This window comes from Mycolicibacterium aubagnense (assembly GCF_010730955.1).
GTDB lineage: Bacteria > Actinomycetota > Actinomycetes > Mycobacteriales > Mycobacteriaceae > Mycobacterium > Mycobacterium aubagnense.
The window spans coordinates 4,228,778-4,244,019 of sequence record NZ_AP022577.1 but is presented as its reverse complement, the minus strand read 5'-3'; the positions used below and the strand labels follow the sequence as shown (position 1 = coordinate 4,244,019).

Sequence of the window (15,242 nt, the reverse complement as noted above, 5' to 3'; positions counted from 1 at the left end):
TCTGGCGTTCACACCTGAAGTTTGCACCGGCGGATGCGCCCCGCGTGTCCGTAAAGTCGAACACATGACGAGAGATTTCCGGTTCGGAGTCGGCTTGCGGCACACCGACGGCCGGTCAGCAGTGCAAGACGCGGCGCGCCGCGCCGAAGATCTCGGTTACGACGTCCTGCTGGTGCCCGACCATCTGGGCGCTCCGGCGCCGTTTCCGGTGCTGGCGACGGCGGCCGCGGCAACCAGCACCATGCATCTGGGCACCTTCGTCTTCAATGCCTGCTTCTAGAAGCCTGCCCTGCTGGCCCGCGATATCGCGGCCATGCGCGACCTGACCGAAGGACGGTTCGAGACGGGACTGGGCGCCGGATATGTCAAGGAGGAGTTCGACGCCGCCGAACTGCCGTTCCCCAGCGCCGGAAAGCGAGTGGAGTACACGGCGCACGTCACCTCGTATCTGCGCTCCCAGCTGCCCGACGTACCGGTCATGATCGCCGGCGCCGGCGACAAACTGCTGACCGTCGCCGCCCAGCAGGCACAGATCATCGGGCTGACCGGCGGCGGGCCGCGCACCGACGAACACGATCCACTCGCCGAGCGAATCTCCTTCGTGCGCAACGCCGCCGGCGCCCGCTTCGACGAGCTGGAGCTGAACCTGGCCATCACCGCGGTGCCGACCGACGGGTCCGGAAGCCCGAACCTGTCCATCACCCGGCACTTCCAGCCCGACCTCAGCGACGCCGAGTTGATGACGACGCCGGGAGTGCTCAGCGGCAACACCACTGATATGGCGGCCCGGATCCGCGACCTACGCGACCGTTACGAGGTCAGTTACTTCATTGTTCAGCAACAGCATTCGGAAGCCTTCGCGAAGGTCATAGCAGAACTGCGCTGACCCGGATGCTCCACCACCGGCGACGCGGGGGTTTCCGGAGTGGCGGACTCGGGTAGCCAAGGCAGGTGCTCAAGGAACTGCAAGGCCGACGAATCGCCATCCTCGCCGCCGACGGAGTCGAGAGAGTCGAGCTCGATGAACCACGCGCCGCGGTCGAGGAGGCCGGCGGCTCCGTCGAAGTGCTGTCGGTGAAGTCCGGCGAAATCCAGGCCCACAACCACGACCTGGAACCAGCGGGCAGCATCGCGGTGGACCGGACCGTCGGCGAGGTCGGGGTCGACGCGTTCGATGCGCTGATCCTGCCGGGCGGCACGGTCAACCCCGACAAACTGCGGCTCGACGATGCCGCGGTGACGTTCGTCGGCGACTTCGTCCGCTCCGGTAAGCCTGTCGCCGCCATTTGTCACGGCCCGTGGACCCTCGTCGAAGCCGACGTCGTCCGCGGCCGCACGGTGACCAGCTATCCCAGCCTTCGCACCGACCTTCGTAACGCCGGAGCCACCGTCGTCGATCAAGCAGTGTGTATCGACGGCAATCTCATCACCAGCCGTTCGCCCTCCGACCTACCGGCGTTCTGCGAGGCAATCACCGAGGCGTTGGCGAGCAGTCCGGCCCAGACCTGAAGTCCGGGCTGAGGCAGCTATGACCACTCGTAACCCCGCTGACGTGGCGGAAGCGGCCCCCGGCATCCGGCAGCGCAACTTCGTGTTCCTCGCCGTCGTCCTCGGCATGCTGCTGGCCGCCCTCGACCAGACCATCGTGGCGACCGCGCTGCCGACCGTGGTCTCCGACCTCGGCGGCGCGGGCCACCAGTCCTGGGTCGTCACGAGTTACCTGCTCGCCTCGACGATCGTGACTGCAGTGGTCGGAAAGCTCGGCGACATCTTCGGCCGCAAGCGGGTCTTCCAGGTCGCCATCCTGCTGTTCTTGGCCGGGTCCGTGTTGTGCGGACTCTCGCAGTCGATGGCGATGCTGGTCGCTTCGCGCGCGCTGCAGGGCCTGGGCGGTGGCGCGATCACCGTGACGGCCGTGGCGGTGATCGGCGAGGTCATCCCGTTGCGTGAAAGAGGCAAGTACCAAGGCGCTCTGGGCGCGGTGTTCGGTGTCACGACGGTCGTCGGCCCACTGCTCGGCGGGTTGTTCACCGACCATCTGGGCTGGCGCTGGGCGTTCTGGATCAACGTGCCGGTGGCCGTGGTGGTCGTCGCGATCGCGGCAGCGGCCATCCCCGAGTTGGCCCGCGCAGGCAGGCCGGTCGTCGACTACGCGGGCATAGTCCTGGTCGGGCTCGGCGCCGCGGGTCTGACGTTGGCGACCAGCTGGGGCGGAACCACCTACGCGTGGGGTTCAGCGGTGATAATCGGGCTGTTCGTCGCCTCGGTCCTGGCACTCGTCGGCTTCGTCATGGTGGAACGCCGTGCGCCCGAACCGATTCTGCCGATCCGCTTGTTCGCCAACCCCGTCTTCACGGTGTGCTGTGTGCTGTCGTTCGTCGTCGGGTTCGCGATGCTGGGTGCGCTGACGTTCCTGCCCACCTACATGCAGTTCGTCGACGGCGTCTCGGCCACCGCGTCGGGACTGCGCACCCTGCCGATGGTGGCCGGTCTGCTCGTCACCTCGTTGGGCAGTGGCGCAATCGTGGGCCGCACCGGGCAATACCGAATTTTCCCGATCGCCGGCACCGCCATCATGGCGCTGGGGTTCGTGCTGCTGTCGCGGATGGATGCCGACACCTCGACGCTGACCCAGTCACTGTTCCTGTTGATCCTCGGCACCGGCATCGGGCTGAGCATGCAGGTGCTGATTCTGGTGGTGCAGAACACCGTCGACTTTTCCGACCTGGGCGTCGCCACCTCGGGTGTGACGTTCTTCCGCACCATCGGAAGTTCATTCGGCGCGGCGATTTTCGGCTCGATGTTCGCGAATTTCCTCGGCGAGCGCATCCCGTCGGCCATCCGGGCCAGCGGCGCACCACCCGAGGCGGCGACATCTCCGAAGGCGCTGCACAGCCTCCCGCACGAGACCGCCGCGCCGATCATCAACGCCTACGCCGACTCCCTGAGTCACGTGTTTCTGTTGGCGGCGCCGGTCGCCGTCGTCGGCTTCGTCCTCGCGCTGTTCCTCAAGCAGGTGCCGCTGCGTGACGCCGCTGCCAGCGGCAGCACCGACATGGGTGAGGGTTTCGGCATGCCGACCACCGAGTCGCCGGAGAAACTCCTCGAAGTCGCTGTCGGCCGGTTGTTGCAGCACAGCAACGGCATTGACCTCGAAGCGGTGGCGCGCACCTCGAACAGCCGGCTGGGCACCGCACAGTTGTGGGCGTTGATGCTGATCTACCGGTACGCGGCGGTGACCGGTGCGGCAGACCTGCTCGACATCGCCGACGACCGGCGGGTGCCCCGGCAGGTCCTCGAACCGACCTTCGACCGGTTGGTCACCACCGGATTTGCCACGCGCGCGGGAACCGAATACTCATTGACGCCCGCGGGCTCTGCCGAGGTGGGTTCAGCGCGCAATGTCATCTCGAGCTGGATCACCGAAACCCTCACGCAGTCAGACGAATTCCAGGGCGTGCCCGAGCGCATTCATGTCCAGAGCGCACTGGACCGTATTGCCCGCGGTGTGCTCGTCGAACGGGAGTCGGCCCGGCGCGAGAGTCGGCCGCCGAAACTCGGCCCACCGCAGCGGTATATCGCCGAGCAGCCCACCACGCGGATGCGCGCGCCCCGGCCCGAAGAGCCACCGACTCGACCACTCCGCGCGCACGCCACCATGCCCCGCAACTGACATGGTGGCCGGGACGGTCCGGCGCGTTAACACCGCAGCTCCGATGAGAGACAGCAAAAGTCGGGGGGTTCAGAGTCACCAGGGCGGGTATACGACGACCGGCGCCAGGTGGTCCGCATCCGTCTGGCAGCGAAGCACAGCGAGAGGACGAGCCATGAAGTTTTCAATTCGATTCACCGGCCTGATCCCGGTACTGGCTGCAGTACCGGTCTGCTTCAGCCTGGCGATGCCGACGACAGCCGCCGCGGAAACTGAGTGCAGTCCGGAATCCGTTGCCAATACCGTCAGCTCGGCCACCGGGGCGGCCAGCAATTACCTGACAGCGCACCCCGACGCCAATCAGGTTGTGGTGGCGGCATATTCGCAGCCCCGGCCACAGGCGTCGGCCAACCTCCGGGCGTACTTCACAGCGCATCCGCAGCAGTATCAGGACCTGCGCGGGATTCTGGCACCGATCGGTGACACTCAGCAGCGGTGCAACGTGACAGTGCTGTCGCCCGAATTGGCCACTGCCTACGCCGAATTCATGGCCGGATAGCGGTAGCGATGCCGTCACTTCGAACGGCCGCGGCGGTCCGCGGCCTTGCGCAGCGCGCTGTTGTCGTCCTCCAAGTCGAGAATCCTGCCGATTCCGGCGATATTGACTCCTGAGGCGACCAGGGCGACGATCCGCGCGATGCGGGCCACGTCGTCAGCGCTGTAGCGGCGGGTACCGCCGTCGGTGCGCGCCGGCGCGAGAAGGCCATGGCGCTCCCACAGCCGGAGTGATTGTGTTGGCGCACCGGACAGTTCCGCAGCCACCGTGATCCCGTACACCGCGTGATCGGATGCCGGACCGGCCGCAGCGGGTCCCGGGCTCGGCGGTACCAGCCGGCGATCAGCATCGTTCACGAGGTTTCCTGTTCCACTACTTGCATCCAATCATGCCCTGGTGCTATATAAAAATCTATGTCATCTGACGCAGATTAACTAGACCGAGTCGCACAGGTGGTAAGTGAAAGGGATACGCGAGGTGACCGCCATGCTGATGCGCACTGTTCCGTTCCGTTGCCCTGACCGTCGCGCGCAACCCGGCCTCGGCAGCACCTGACCGGCGAGCTGCCCTACTCGACCATCGGCCGTTCAAGAATCGTCGGGGGACGGGGATGTCAGCAGAGAAGCACGCGCTGCATCGTGCACATATAGAGCGCATCAGCGCAGCCCATCGGGCTCTGCGCGCGGCGCAGAGCGAGCTGCGCGAGGCGGTCGAGGCGGCGCATGCCGCCGGCCACACCTGGGACGCGATCGCAACGGCGCTGAGCGCCGCAGCTCCGCCGACGACCGACGATATCGACGACATCCCGAGCATCAATGCTGTCGTTCAAACGGTTCTGGGGATAGATAAGCGATCCCAACCGCCGGACCACCGGGAATCCGTTTCCGGTCCGCAGTGACCGCTGGAGTAAAAGGGACGCCTTCGGCTCGGTTGCTGCCCTCACCGCCAATTGCCGGCCCGGCGGCCCAGCGACCCGCAAGGTGAGCCACCCCGGACACTTGTGCGCCTTTGTTCCTAACGGACAACGATTTGGGCCAGACCGGCAAAAGATTGTCTCGGCGGTACCTGGGTCGCGCCACGCCCGCGCCGTACCGTTCTTCTATCAGCTTCCCGTTGAGACAGCCCAAACATCAACGGAACAAATACATTTCACCCACCTCAGGAGTACGTCCATGTTCGAAGCCAACTTCATCGTCGACGCCGTGGTCCTCTTCGCCATCGGCCTGTGGCCGCTGCTGCTGGTCGCCGCCGCCGCCGGCGTCCGGTGGTTCAACGCCCGCCGCGGCGCCGCCGCTGCCGCCGTCCACTCGGTCACGTTGCCGCAGGCCGCAGCAGGTATGACGCCCGCCCGCCGGCGCACCTTGGCCTACGCCGCCGGCCAGTAACCAATTGACGCCCCAGTCAGTGGCGGGTCGCACCCGCATTCCCAGATAGGCACGCCCGCAAGGCCATAGAGTCGTGCGATGGCTCGCAGTCACGACACCGGGGTGCTCTCCGCAGAGACCGCCGCGATGATCGTGGACCGGTTGAGCGAGAAGCTACCGGCCATGGCCCGCTCCATTCAGGAGTTGCTGGCCCAAGAGCGGTCTGAAATGGCCGGCGACGGTGAGTTGATGGCCCTGCTGTACGACGCGGTACAGGGCAATCTCGAAGCCTTCTTCCCCGCCATCCGCCACGGCATCCCCATCGACCGGATCGAGCCGCCCACGGCAGCGCTGGAGCATGCGCGCCGGCTGGCCCAGCGCGGTACGGAGGTCGACGAGCTGGTCCGCGCCTACCGGCTCGGCCACCAGCGCGTCCTCAAGATGATTCTCGACGAGGTCCGGGCAGCGCAGCTCGAGACCGCGGCGGGATTGCACGTCTTCGAAGAGATCGCGGCCAGCTCATTCACCTACATCGACCGGGTATCGCACCAGGTGGTGAACGCCTACCAGGCCGAGCGCGATCGATGGCTGGCCAACAGAAACCAGATCCGCGCGCTGCGGGTGCGCGAAGTGCTCGACGGCGGCGACCTCGATGTCGATGAGACGACCGACCTCATTCGGTACCCACTGCAGCGCGTTCACCTCGCGCTCACTGTCTGGTGCGCTGAGCAGGCGGACGGCAACGAGCTGGACGTCATGGAGCGGTTCGTCACCGACCTGGCTGCCGCCCTCGGCGCTCAGGAACGGCCGCTGTTCGTCGCGTCGGACCGAATCACGGGGTGGGCCTGGATCCCGATGACTGCCGATGCCGCCGATGGCGTGGTGGCCCGGATCCGCGAATTCGTCCGGCTTCGCGCGGACGCGCCGTGGCTCACGGTGGGAAACCCGCTCGCGGGCCTCGCCGGATTCCGCCAATCGCACCGCCAGGCCGTCTCCGCCCGCGCCGTGGCACTGGCCCCGGGTGCACCGCCACGGCCGGTCACCGCCGTCGATGAACCCGGACTCGTCGTTGCAGCGCAGTTCAGCTCGGATCTGGATGAGGCCCGGTCGTGGGTTTGCCACATCCTCGGCCCACTGGCCTCCGACACCGACAGCGACGAACGCCTGCGAGACACCCTCCGCGGGTTCCTCCGCAACAGCTCCAGCTTCAAATCCAGTGCCGACGAGCTGCACCTGCACGTCAACTCGGTGAAGTACCGCGTACAGCGCGCCATCGAGCGCCGCGGCCGGCCCATCGAGGAAGACCGCATCGACGTGGAAGTCGCGCTGCTGCTTTGCCATTGGTTCGGCACCGCCGTGCTCGCTCCTTAACGCAATCTGTGGATTCCGGCAAAGTCCGTACGCCATCGGGGGCGACAAGGGACGCTGTTGGAAGAACCAGCAGCGCCACCAGGCGCAGCCGTAACCGAGGAGCGCTTGGTGTACGCACGCTCAACCACGTTTCAAGCCGAACCGGCGTCGATCGATGCCGGGATTGCATACATGCGCGACACCGTGCTGCCCGCTCTCGAAGAGTTGGGGGCGGCGGGAATGTCGCTGATGGTGGATCGGCGCCTCGGACGCTGCATCGCCACCAGCGCGTGGGAATCCGAAGCGGTGATGCACTTGACAGCGCACGCCGCGCAGCCGCTCGGGCAACGGACAGCAGAACTGATGCACGGCACCCGGAAGGAAATCAATGAGTGGGAAGTCGCGGCACTGCACCGCGATCACCGCTCCCCCGAGGGCGCGTGTCTGCGTGTTGCCTGGTTCTCGGTCGAACCCCACCAGGCCGACCTGCTCACCGACTTCTACCGGACGCTGGTCCTGCCTGCCATCGAGCAGCTCGAGGGGTTCTGCAGCGCCAGCCTCCTGCTCGACAAGCCCGCCGGACGCGCCGTGTCATCCGTGACCTTCGACAACGCCACGGCGCTGGACAACAACCGTGAACAGGCCAGCGCGCTACGCACCGAGAAGCTCGCTCAGCTGGGCGGCAGCTTGGTGGATATCTGCGAGTTCGAGCTGGCGATCGCCCATCTGCGAGTGCCCGAACTCGTCTGACGCGTCGTTCAGGGCGCGGCGGTGTGGCCGATCGCGCGATACACCATCTGCTCGTACTCGTTGAAGACCCGGTTGAAGTCCCTACGAGTGACGGGCGATCGCCACTGCTGCAAGCCGACCAGCAGGGTGATTCCCATGATGGCGAGGGTTTCCGCTTGCCTGCGGGTATCGACGGCCGGCCGCAACAGGTCGGTCAAAATCTCCACGCGTCGGGCGTCGACGGCCTTCTGGACTTGCGCCACTTGCGGATTCGCGTGCGCCCAGCCACGGATGGCCGCCTCGGCGTCATGCGGCAGTTTCGCGGTGAGGTTCTTCATCAGATGAATCCGCGTCGCGAGATCGTCTGGCACACTGGATAATTCGGCAATCCGCTCGGTCTGGGCAAGCTCCCAGTAGGCGAGGAACTCGGTGACGAACCCGTCCATACTGCCGAAATATCCGTAGAACGAGCCGGACGTCACGCCGAGCGACTTGCACAGCGGCGCGATCTTCAAGCCGGCCGCTCCGGTCGAGGCGAGAAGCTCCATGGCAGCGTGGAAGTAGTCATCGCGCGTAACCGACAGCCGCACTTGTCACACCTTTCACTCACGCCACACCCATTGTAAGGGAACCTACATTTGGTGCGCCTTGACCATGGCCTCGAACTGCTCGAACAGACTGTCACGGCGCGCTGCGCCCGTGTCGGCATAGAGATGTTGGTAGCCGATCAGCAGCGCCATCGTCACTTCGGCCAGCCGACCGCATTGATCCGCCGGGACCAGCTTGCACAGGATGGCCGCCAGGGCCGCGCCCCGTTCCTGGTCCAATCGATGCTGCAGCTGGGCCGCGACAGCGCGCCTCGCGGCCCAGGCACGCAACGCCGCCTCGGCGTCGTGTGGGACGAGGTCCAGGAGCTCGCGTAACCGTGCGATCACCACCTCCGACGTGTCATCGGAGGCGGCCAGCTCGAGCAGGCGCCGGTTCGGCTGCGACAGACGAGTCGTCAGGAGTCGGGTGACGAAGTCGTCCAGGCTGGTGAAGTAGCCGTAGAACGAGCCGGTGGTCACCCCCAGGGCAGCACACAGGGCGCCAACTTTGATACCGCCCGGGCCCTGCGTGACCAACAGTTCCACGCCGGCGTCGAAGTAGTCTTCGACGCCGACGATGCGCCTCATCCCACTATCCGCTCGGCTGCGCCGCGTACTGCTGCACCAACTTGCGCTTGACCAGCTTTCCGGTCGGCGTCCGCGGCAGGGTCTCGACGAAGTCCACGGTCCTGGGTGTCTTGAACACCGCGACCTTCGACTTGGCATGGGCGATAAGTTGTTCGGCCAGTTCGTCATTCGGCTTGACACCAGCACGGACCTGAACCACCGCTTTGACCTGCTGCCCCATCACCGGATCAGGTACGCCGATGACGGCCACGTCGAACACCGCCGGGTGCAGCGCGAGAGCGTCCTCGACTTCCTGCGGATAGATGTTCACGCCACCGGAGATGATCATGAACGACTTCCGGTCCGTCAGATAGAGATAACCATCCGCGTCGACATAGCCGATGTCGCCCACCGTCGTCCAGTTGTCGTGCACTGGATGCTCGGCTTCCTTGGTCTTGGCCGGGTCGTTGTGGTATTCGAAAGGACGAACCTCACGTTCGAAGTACACCAATCCGGGTTCATCAACTGCTAATTCGGCACCGTCGTCACTACAGATGTGGACGGGACCGAGCATGCTGCGGCCGACCGATCCGCGTTTGGCCAACCATTCCTGCGACGTGATGACGGTGAAGCCGCAGGCTTCGGTCGACGAGTAGTACTCGACAAGAATCGGGCCCCACCAATCGATCATGGCCTGCTTGACATCGGGCGGGCACGGCGCGGCGGCATGCACCGCCAGCCGAAGGCTTGACACGTCATAGGACGCCTGGGCTTCTTCGGACAGTTGGAGCATCCGCACGAACATGGTCGGCACCACCTGAACGACAGTCGCCCGGTACTGCTGGATGGCGTCGAGCATCGTCTCGGCCTTGAACCTCTCGAGAACCACCACGGTGCCGCCATGGGCCTGCACCGCGCCACACCACCGCAGGGGTGCGGCGTGATAGATCGGCGCCGGGGACAGGTACACATCGTCCGCCGTCACCCCGAATGCGGTGCCCAACAAGCCGGTGATGGGATCGCCGGGTTCATCGACCTGAATCGGCAACAGCGGAGGCTTGATCCCCTTGGGCCGCCCGGTGGTGCCCGACGAGTACAGCATGTCACTGCCTCGCGGCTGGTCGGTCGGTGCCCGATCCCTGGCAGAGGCCAAAAGGTCTGCGTACGAATCGAATCCGGTCAAGGTTTCGCCGAAACTGTAGGCGTGCTCGACGCCGGGGACCAGGGCACGCACCTGTTCGGCCAGGTCCCCCAGCCCACCGGCTGCGATCAGTACCTTGGCGTCGCAGTCGTCCACGATATAGGCGACTTCGTCCGCGGTGAGGTGGAAGTTCACCGCGGTCAAATACAGGCCCGACCGCAGTGCTGCCCAATAGACGGTGAAGCACTCGGCGGCGTTGTCGCTCAGCATCGCGATCACGTCACCTTTGGCCAACCCAAGGTCGGCCAATGCGACCGCGAGCTGCCTTGAGCTGTCATCGAGTTCGCGGTAGGTGAGCTGTCGACCGGTACCGGCCATGATGACAGCCGGTTTGTCCGGCGTTGACTGAGCGTGGATTCCGGGGAACATCGTCAGCCTTCCCGGTTGCCCGACGTGAAAGTGACTGGCATGGAGGTCAGCTCGTTGGAAAAGCTCGAGACCAGACGGGTGACGGGGCCGGAGATCTCCATGTCCGGAATACGCCGGATCAGTTCCTCGAACAGCACCCTCAGCTCCAGACGCGCCAGCTGGTTGCCCAGGCAGAAGTGCGGTCCCCCACCGCCGAACGCCTGGTGCGGGGGCTTGCCGCGGGACACCTCGAACGTCTCGGGGTTGTCGTTCTTCTCCGGATCGCGGGAGCCGGCGCCGTACCACATGCACACGCGCTCACCCTCTTTCAGCGCGTGCCCGCCGACGACGGTGTCGGTGGCGACGGTGCGGGTGAAGTACATCACCGGGCTGACCCAGCGCAGCATTTCCTCGACCGCCCCGGTAATCAGCTCGGGATCGTCGATCAATTTCTGCCGTTCCGCCGGATTCTCGATCAATGCCCGCATGCCGCCCGAGGCGGTGTTGCGGGTGGTGTCGTTGCCGGCGAACATCAGAATTCCGAAGAAGAAGGTGATCTCGGCTTCGGAGAGGCGCTCCCCGTCGACCTCGGCGACCAGCATCCGCGACAGCAGATCGTTGCCGGGATTCGCCTTGCGCTGCGCGGTGAGCCCGGTGAGGTATCCGCCGATCTCCATCAGCGCGCCCAAGCCCATTTGCGTATCACCGGTCGCCGCGGCATGGGACAGCTTGTTGGTCCACGCGAAGAGTTGCCTCCGATCGTCCTGTGCGACACCGAGCATGTCGGCGATCACGATCAGCGGTAGTTCGACGGCGATGTCCTCGACGAAATCACATGAGCCCTTTTCGATCACGTTGTCGATCAGCGCGGTCACCGTCGCGCGGACCTCTGCCTCCATCTGGCGGATCATGCGGGGAGTGAACACCGCCTGCACCACGCCGCGCTGGTGCGTGTGCCGCGGCGGATCCATGCCGAGGATGACTTCGCGCAACACCTCGACCGGTGCGGCGCCCATCGTGGCAGTGAAGAAGACTCCTCCGCGCGCCGACGAGAAAAGCTCGGGATTGCTGCTGATGGTCTGGATGTCGTCGAATTTCGTGAAAGACCAGAAGCCGGGCTCGTCGGCATCGGTCAGCGCATTCCAGTGCGGACTGGCCTCGGCACGCATGCGGGCGAACAGTTCGTGCGGCGGTCCGTCCTGGAAGTAGGCCAGATCGGTCAGATTGACTGTGGCCAGGTCGATGTCGGCAAAGCTCTTGGTGATCATGGTTACTCCTTGTGATTGTCGAGACGGATTTGGGGGTCAGAGGTCGAGAACCAAGGTCTCGGAACGGGAGTGAGAAACGCAGGGCAGGACGACGTCGCCGCGGGCACGCTCGTCTTCGGTGAGAAGCGAATCTCGGTGAGCAGGAGTGCCTTCCAGGACGGTGGCACGGCAGGTGCCGCAGACGCCTTCGCCACATGAGGACATGATCGGAATGCCGGCGTCCTCTAGCGCGTCCAACATCGGCATGCCATCAGCCACCTCGACCGTCACTCCCGAGCGCCGGCACACCACCTCGTAGCGGTCCAACGCCTCGGCCGGCGTCTGCGCCGACGGCGCCTTGGCGGCGAATCGTTCGATGTGCAGGCTGCCTTCCGGCCAATGGGCTGAAGCACTTTCGACGACCGAGAGCAGCGGCTCCGGTCCGCAGCTGTAGATCAGTGTGTCTTCCGAGGGGTCCGCCAGCGCGTGGGCCAGGTCGAAGAATCCGCCGCGCTCGTCGTCGGCCCACACTGTGACACGGCCGCCGTAGGTGTCTTCCAACTCCTGATGGAATGCCATGGTCGAACGCGATCGCCCCAGGTAGAACATGGCCCATTCGAATCCCGCGCGCTCCACACTCTCGGCCATCGCCTTCATTGGTGTGATCCCGATGCCGCCCGCGATGAAGAGGTATCGCTTCGAGTCGACGAGTGGAAAGTTGTTGCGGGGGCCGCGAACGTGGATCGGGGCACCTTCGCGCAGGCGCTGGTGTACGTGCAGCGAGCCGCCTCGGCTGTTCGGGTCGAGTAGCACCCCGATTCGCCAGGCGCCGGCCACGCGCGGGTCTCCGCACAGCGAATACTGGCGCACCAGTCCGTCGCCCAGCAGAAGGTCGATGTGCGCGCCCGGCTCCCATGCCGGCAGCTCATTTCCGGCCGGATCGACAAGCTCCAACGTCACCACCCCGTCGGCCGCGGGCAACCGTCGTCGCACCACCAGCTCGGCGGTGTACTCGTGGACAGCCGAAGTTGTCATTCCGAATTCCTTTCTGCGCTCATCAGGGCGGACAGCTCTTCCAGCTCACTGCGGAAGTCCGCCATCAATTCCCACGCATCCGCCAAAGCCTCGTTCTTTGCGGGTTTCTGCCGCCAAGAACTGCGCGTCCAGGCTCGAAAGGCGGCGCATCAGAACACCTTCCGCATGATCTTCCTGGCCAGCCGGGTGTAGGGCGGGTAGAAGAGCTTGGGGTCAGGGTTGCTGCGCTTTGCCAGCACGGCCCGGCGGTGGCTCATGGCTTCGAAACCCCACCGGCCGTGATAGGCACCCATGCCACTCGGCCCGACACCGCCGAAGGGCAGCTGCGGCACCATCACATGCATCGCGATGTGGTTGACCACGGCACCGCCGGACGGAATCGCGTCGATGATGCAGCGAGCAAGCGACGTCGACTCGGTAAACACGTACAGCGCCAACGGTTTCGGCTTGCCGTTGACGTACCGGACAGCCGCGTCGACGGAGCCGACGCGCACCACCGGAAGGATGGGGCCGAAAATCTCCTCGGTCATGACGGGCTCGTCAGCTGCGGGGTCGACGATGATGGTGGGTTCCATGCGCAGCGCCGCACGATCGGCCCCACCGCCCATCACCACCGTGCCGGTCGTCGAGCCGATCAAGCCGGTGAGCCGATCGAACTGGCGGTCGTTGATGATTCGCTGCGCCTTCGTCACCTCTGCGGACCGGAATCGGTCGACGTTCTCGATGATCTTCGCTACGAGTTCGTCGGCAATGGGCCGTTCGGCCAGCACGTAATCGGGAGCGATACATGTCTGCCCGGAGTTGAGGAGCTTCACCCAGGCGATACGCCGGGCCGCGACGTCGATGTCGGCATCCGCGGTCACAATGACCGGGCTCTTGCCACCGAGTTCCAGCGTGACCGGGGTCAGTGTCGGGGCCGCGCCGGCCATGATCTTCTTCCCGACCTCGGTTCCGCCGGTGAACAGCGCATGATCGAAGCCCTGCGCGAGTAGTGCCTGTGTCGTGTCGCCATCGCCTTTCACGACCCGAATCGCCTCCGGGTCCAGGTATTGCGGCAGCAGCCGCGCGAGGAGCTCGGATGTCGTCGGGGCCAGCTCGGACGGCTTCACGACGGCGCAGTTGCCGGCGGCGACGGCCGCCACCAGCGGGCCGACGCTCAGATAGAAGGGGTAGTTCCAGGGCCCGATCACCAGCACCACCCCGAGCGGGTCGTACTGTACCCACCCTCGCGCCGGCAGTTGGCTCAGCGGCAGCCTGACCGGTCGCTGCCGCATCCACTTCTTGAGGTGCTTGCGGGCATACGTCGCCTCGGCTTTGGTTGAGGCGATATCAGCCAGCCATCCGTCGAATGCGGGTCGACCGAGGTCGGCGGTCAGGGCCTCGACGATCTGCTGCTCGCATTCGTCACAGAGCCGCTCGATGCCGCGCAACTGTTCAATCCGCCACGACAGGTCACGCGTACGTCCGGTGGCGAACACCTCGGACAGCGCAGTGACCAACGCGATGTCCTGTTCCGTTGGACCGATCATGCGCTCCGCCATTTCCTTGTACTGAAAGGTCTTTGAGGCTGTCTTCCGAATCGGCCGATCATCCTCCACCCCTCGGCCGGCCGGGCAATCGAAACATAACTTACGTTATATCTGAGCGTCAAGACCTCTTGCGGACTAAATGTAGGTTGATTTACATTCAAGTCATCACCAGTTCGAGGAGTCACCATGAGCGCCAGTTTCCTGCGCGGACGACGCATCGCCATCACCGGCGCGGGCCGGGGTATCGGCCTGGCCACAGCCAAAGCGCTGCACGCGCGCGGTGCCACCGTCATCGTCGGCGATCTGGACTTCGAGTCGGCGACCACCGCAGCTGCCGTGATCGGCCCCGGTACCGAGGCGTACCCCGTCGACGTCTCCGACTACGAGTCCTTCGCCGCATTCCACAAAGAGGCGACCTCGCACGCGCCGATAGATGTCCTGATCAACAACGCCGGAATCATGCCCATCGGGCACTTTCTCGACCAGTCGGCCGACAAGCACCGTCGTGCTGTCGAGATCAACGTCATGGGCTGCATCAATGGGATGCACCTGGCCCTGCCTGCGATGGTGGAGCGCGGCCGCGGCCACATCATCAACGTCGCCTCATCGGCCGGCAAAACTCCGGTCCCCGGTGGCCTCACCTACTGCGGCACCAAGGCCGCAGTCATCGCACTGACCGAGACCGCCCGCGTCGAATACGCCGATACCGGAGTGCAATTCACCTGTGTCATGCCGTCATTCACCAACACCGAGCTCATCGCCGGGACCTCCGGCTTGAAATTCATCCCGACGGCCCAACCCGACGACGTCGCTCAGGCGATCGTGCATGCGGTCGCCCGTCCCACCGCAGATGTCTTCGTCCCGAAGATCGTCGGGCCCATCCTCAACACACAGCCGCTGATCGGTCGCCGACTGCGCGACGTCATCAACAAGCAGTTGGGCGCCTACCGCACGTTCATCGACTTCGACCCGAAGGCCCGGGCCGAGTACCAGCATCGCATCGACGAGTCGTGATACGCGCCGATCGGCGTGTCGGCTCTTCCTGTGGCACTTACGATCTGGAGCTGTCAGCTCGTG

At 65.3% G+C, this 15,242-nt stretch carries 15 protein-coding genes and 1 pseudogene; 9 read left to right on the top strand and 7 right to left on the bottom strand.

Annotation, left to right across the window (positions count from 1 at the left end; all coding sequences use genetic code 11):
- Window positions 1-64 precede the first annotated feature (64 nt).
- The 4 genes and pseudogenes from G6N59_RS20355 (at window position 65) to G6N59_RS20340 (ending at window position 4,211) form a co-directional block, all read left to right on the top strand.
- Window positions 65-886: pseudogene (locus G6N59_RS20355) on the top strand (TIGR03621 family F420-dependent LLM class oxidoreductase).
- A gap of 65 nt (window positions 887-951) precedes the next feature.
- Window positions 952-1,509, top strand: a complete 558-nt coding sequence (locus tag G6N59_RS20350; protein WP_138228654.1) for a type 1 glutamine amidotransferase domain-containing protein — start codon at window positions 952-954, stop codon at window positions 1,507-1,509.
- Between the two features lie 19 nt (window positions 1,510-1,528).
- Entirely contained in the window at window positions 1,529-3,673 is a 2,145-nt protein-coding gene (locus G6N59_RS20345; protein ID WP_138228653.1) for an MDR family MFS transporter, read from the top strand.
- Between the two features lie 154 nt (window positions 3,674-3,827).
- Window positions 3,828-4,211 (top strand): heme-binding protein, encoded by a 384-nt coding sequence (locus G6N59_RS20340; protein WP_138228652.1) that lies wholly within the window; start codon window positions 3,828-3,830, stop codon window positions 4,209-4,211.
- Between the two features lie 14 nt (window positions 4,212-4,225).
- On the opposite strand, the gene G6N59_RS20335 is transcribed toward G6N59_RS20340, so the two are convergent.
- Window positions 4,226-4,489: a MerR family transcriptional regulator gene (locus tag G6N59_RS20335; protein ID WP_138228712.1), complete on the bottom strand. Its 264-nt coding sequence runs from the start codon at window positions 4,487-4,489 to the stop codon at window positions 4,226-4,228.
- Between the two features lie 329 nt (window positions 4,490-4,818).
- Between G6N59_RS20335 and G6N59_RS20330 the strand changes: the two genes are divergently transcribed.
- The 4 genes from G6N59_RS20330 (at window position 4,819) to G6N59_RS20315 (ending at window position 7,672) form a co-directional block, all read left to right on the top strand.
- Window positions 4,819-5,106, top strand: a complete 288-nt coding sequence (locus G6N59_RS20330; protein WP_138228651.1) for a hypothetical protein — start codon at window positions 4,819-4,821, stop codon at window positions 5,104-5,106.
- A gap of 274 nt (window positions 5,107-5,380) precedes the next feature.
- The gene (locus tag G6N59_RS20325; protein ID WP_138228650.1) at window positions 5,381-5,593 is read left to right on the top strand and encodes a hypothetical protein; all 213 of its coding nucleotides are present in this window, start codon (window positions 5,381-5,383) and stop codon (window positions 5,591-5,593) included.
- Window positions 5,594-5,671: 78 nt separating this feature from the next.
- Entirely contained in the window at window positions 5,672-6,943 is a 1,272-nt protein-coding gene (locus tag G6N59_RS20320) for a PucR family transcriptional regulator (RefSeq protein WP_138228649.1), read from the top strand.
- Window positions 6,944-7,051: 108 nt separating this feature from the next.
- Window positions 7,052-7,672 carry a hypothetical protein gene (locus G6N59_RS20315; protein WP_138228648.1) on the top strand — a complete coding sequence of 207 codons (621 nt, stop codon included), beginning with the start codon at window positions 7,052-7,054 and terminating at the stop codon, window positions 7,670-7,672.
- 8 nt (window positions 7,673-7,680) lie between these two features.
- Here the strand turns inward: G6N59_RS20315 and G6N59_RS20310 are convergent, their stop codons facing one another.
- The 6 genes from G6N59_RS20310 to G6N59_RS20285 form a co-directional block, all read right to left on the bottom strand.
- Window positions 7,681-8,241 (bottom strand): TetR/AcrR family transcriptional regulator, encoded by a 561-nt coding sequence (locus G6N59_RS20310; protein WP_138228647.1) that lies wholly within the window; start codon window positions 8,239-8,241, stop codon window positions 7,681-7,683.
- Window positions 8,242-8,283: 42 nt separating this feature from the next.
- Window positions 8,284-8,826 (bottom strand): TetR/AcrR family transcriptional regulator, encoded by a 543-nt coding sequence (locus tag G6N59_RS20305; protein WP_138228646.1) that lies wholly within the window; start codon window positions 8,824-8,826, stop codon window positions 8,284-8,286.
- A 4-nt stretch (window positions 8,827-8,830) separates the two neighbouring features.
- On the bottom strand, window positions 8,831-10,375 hold the full coding sequence (locus G6N59_RS20300) for an acyl-CoA synthetase (RefSeq protein WP_138228645.1): 1,545 nt from the start codon (window positions 10,373-10,375) through the stop codon (window positions 8,831-8,833).
- Between the two features lie 2 nt (window positions 10,376-10,377).
- Window positions 10,378-11,622, bottom strand: a complete 1,245-nt coding sequence (locus G6N59_RS20295; RefSeq protein ID WP_138228644.1) for a cytochrome P450 — start codon at window positions 11,620-11,622, stop codon at window positions 10,378-10,380.
- Between the two features lie 36 nt (window positions 11,623-11,658).
- Window positions 11,659-12,636: a PDR/VanB family oxidoreductase gene (locus G6N59_RS20290; RefSeq protein ID WP_138228643.1), complete on the bottom strand. Its 978-nt coding sequence runs from the start codon at window positions 12,634-12,636 to the stop codon at window positions 11,659-11,661.
- Between the two features lie 149 nt (window positions 12,637-12,785).
- Entirely contained in the window at window positions 12,786-14,165 is a 1,380-nt protein-coding gene (locus tag G6N59_RS20285) for an aldehyde dehydrogenase family protein (protein WP_138228642.1), read from the bottom strand.
- Between the two features lie 186 nt (window positions 14,166-14,351).
- On the opposite strand from G6N59_RS20285, the gene G6N59_RS20280 reads away from it, so the two are divergent.
- The gene (locus tag G6N59_RS20280; RefSeq protein ID WP_138228641.1) at window positions 14,352-15,179 is read left to right on the top strand and encodes an SDR family oxidoreductase; all 828 of its coding nucleotides are present in this window, start codon (window positions 14,352-14,354) and stop codon (window positions 15,177-15,179) included.
- Window positions 15,180-15,242 lie beyond the last annotated feature (63 nt).

Excerpts from the sequence above, each read along its gene's own strand:
- G6N59_RS20280 (WP_138228641.1), top strand. The coding sequence starts at position 14,352 with ATGAGCGCCAGTTTCCTGCGCGGACGACGCATCGCCATCACCGGCGCG.
- G6N59_RS20325 (WP_138228650.1), top strand. The coding sequence starts at position 5,381 with ATGTTCGAAGCCAACTTCATCGTCGACGCCGTGGTCCTCTTCGCCATC.
- G6N59_RS20330 (WP_138228651.1), top strand. The coding sequence starts at position 4,819 with ATGTCAGCAGAGAAGCACGCGCTGCATCGTGCACATATAGAGCGCATC.
- G6N59_RS20290 (WP_138228643.1), bottom strand. The coding sequence starts at position 12,636 with ATGACAACTTCGGCTGTCCACGAGTACACCGCCGAGCTGGTGGTGCGA.
- G6N59_RS20340 (WP_138228652.1), top strand. The coding sequence starts at position 3,828 with ATGAAGTTTTCAATTCGATTCACCGGCCTGATCCCGGTACTGGCTGCA.
- G6N59_RS20295 (WP_138228644.1), bottom strand. The coding sequence starts at position 11,622 with ATGATCACCAAGAGCTTTGCCGACATCGACCTGGCCACAGTCAATCTG.
- G6N59_RS20320 (WP_138228649.1), top strand. The coding sequence starts at position 5,672 with ATGGCTCGCAGTCACGACACCGGGGTGCTCTCCGCAGAGACCGCCGCG.
- G6N59_RS20345 (WP_138228653.1), top strand. The coding sequence starts at position 1,529 with ATGACCACTCGTAACCCCGCTGACGTGGCGGAAGCGGCCCCCGGCATC.
- G6N59_RS20300 (WP_138228645.1), bottom strand. The coding sequence starts at position 10,375 with ATGTTCCCCGGAATCCACGCTCAGTCAACGCCGGACAAACCGGCTGTC.
- G6N59_RS20285 (WP_138228642.1), bottom strand. The coding sequence starts at position 14,165 with ATGATCGGTCCAACGGAACAGGACATCGCGTTGGTCACTGCGCTGTCC.
- G6N59_RS20305 (WP_138228646.1), bottom strand. The coding sequence starts at position 8,826 with ATGAGGCGCATCGTCGGCGTCGAAGACTACTTCGACGCCGGCGTGGAA.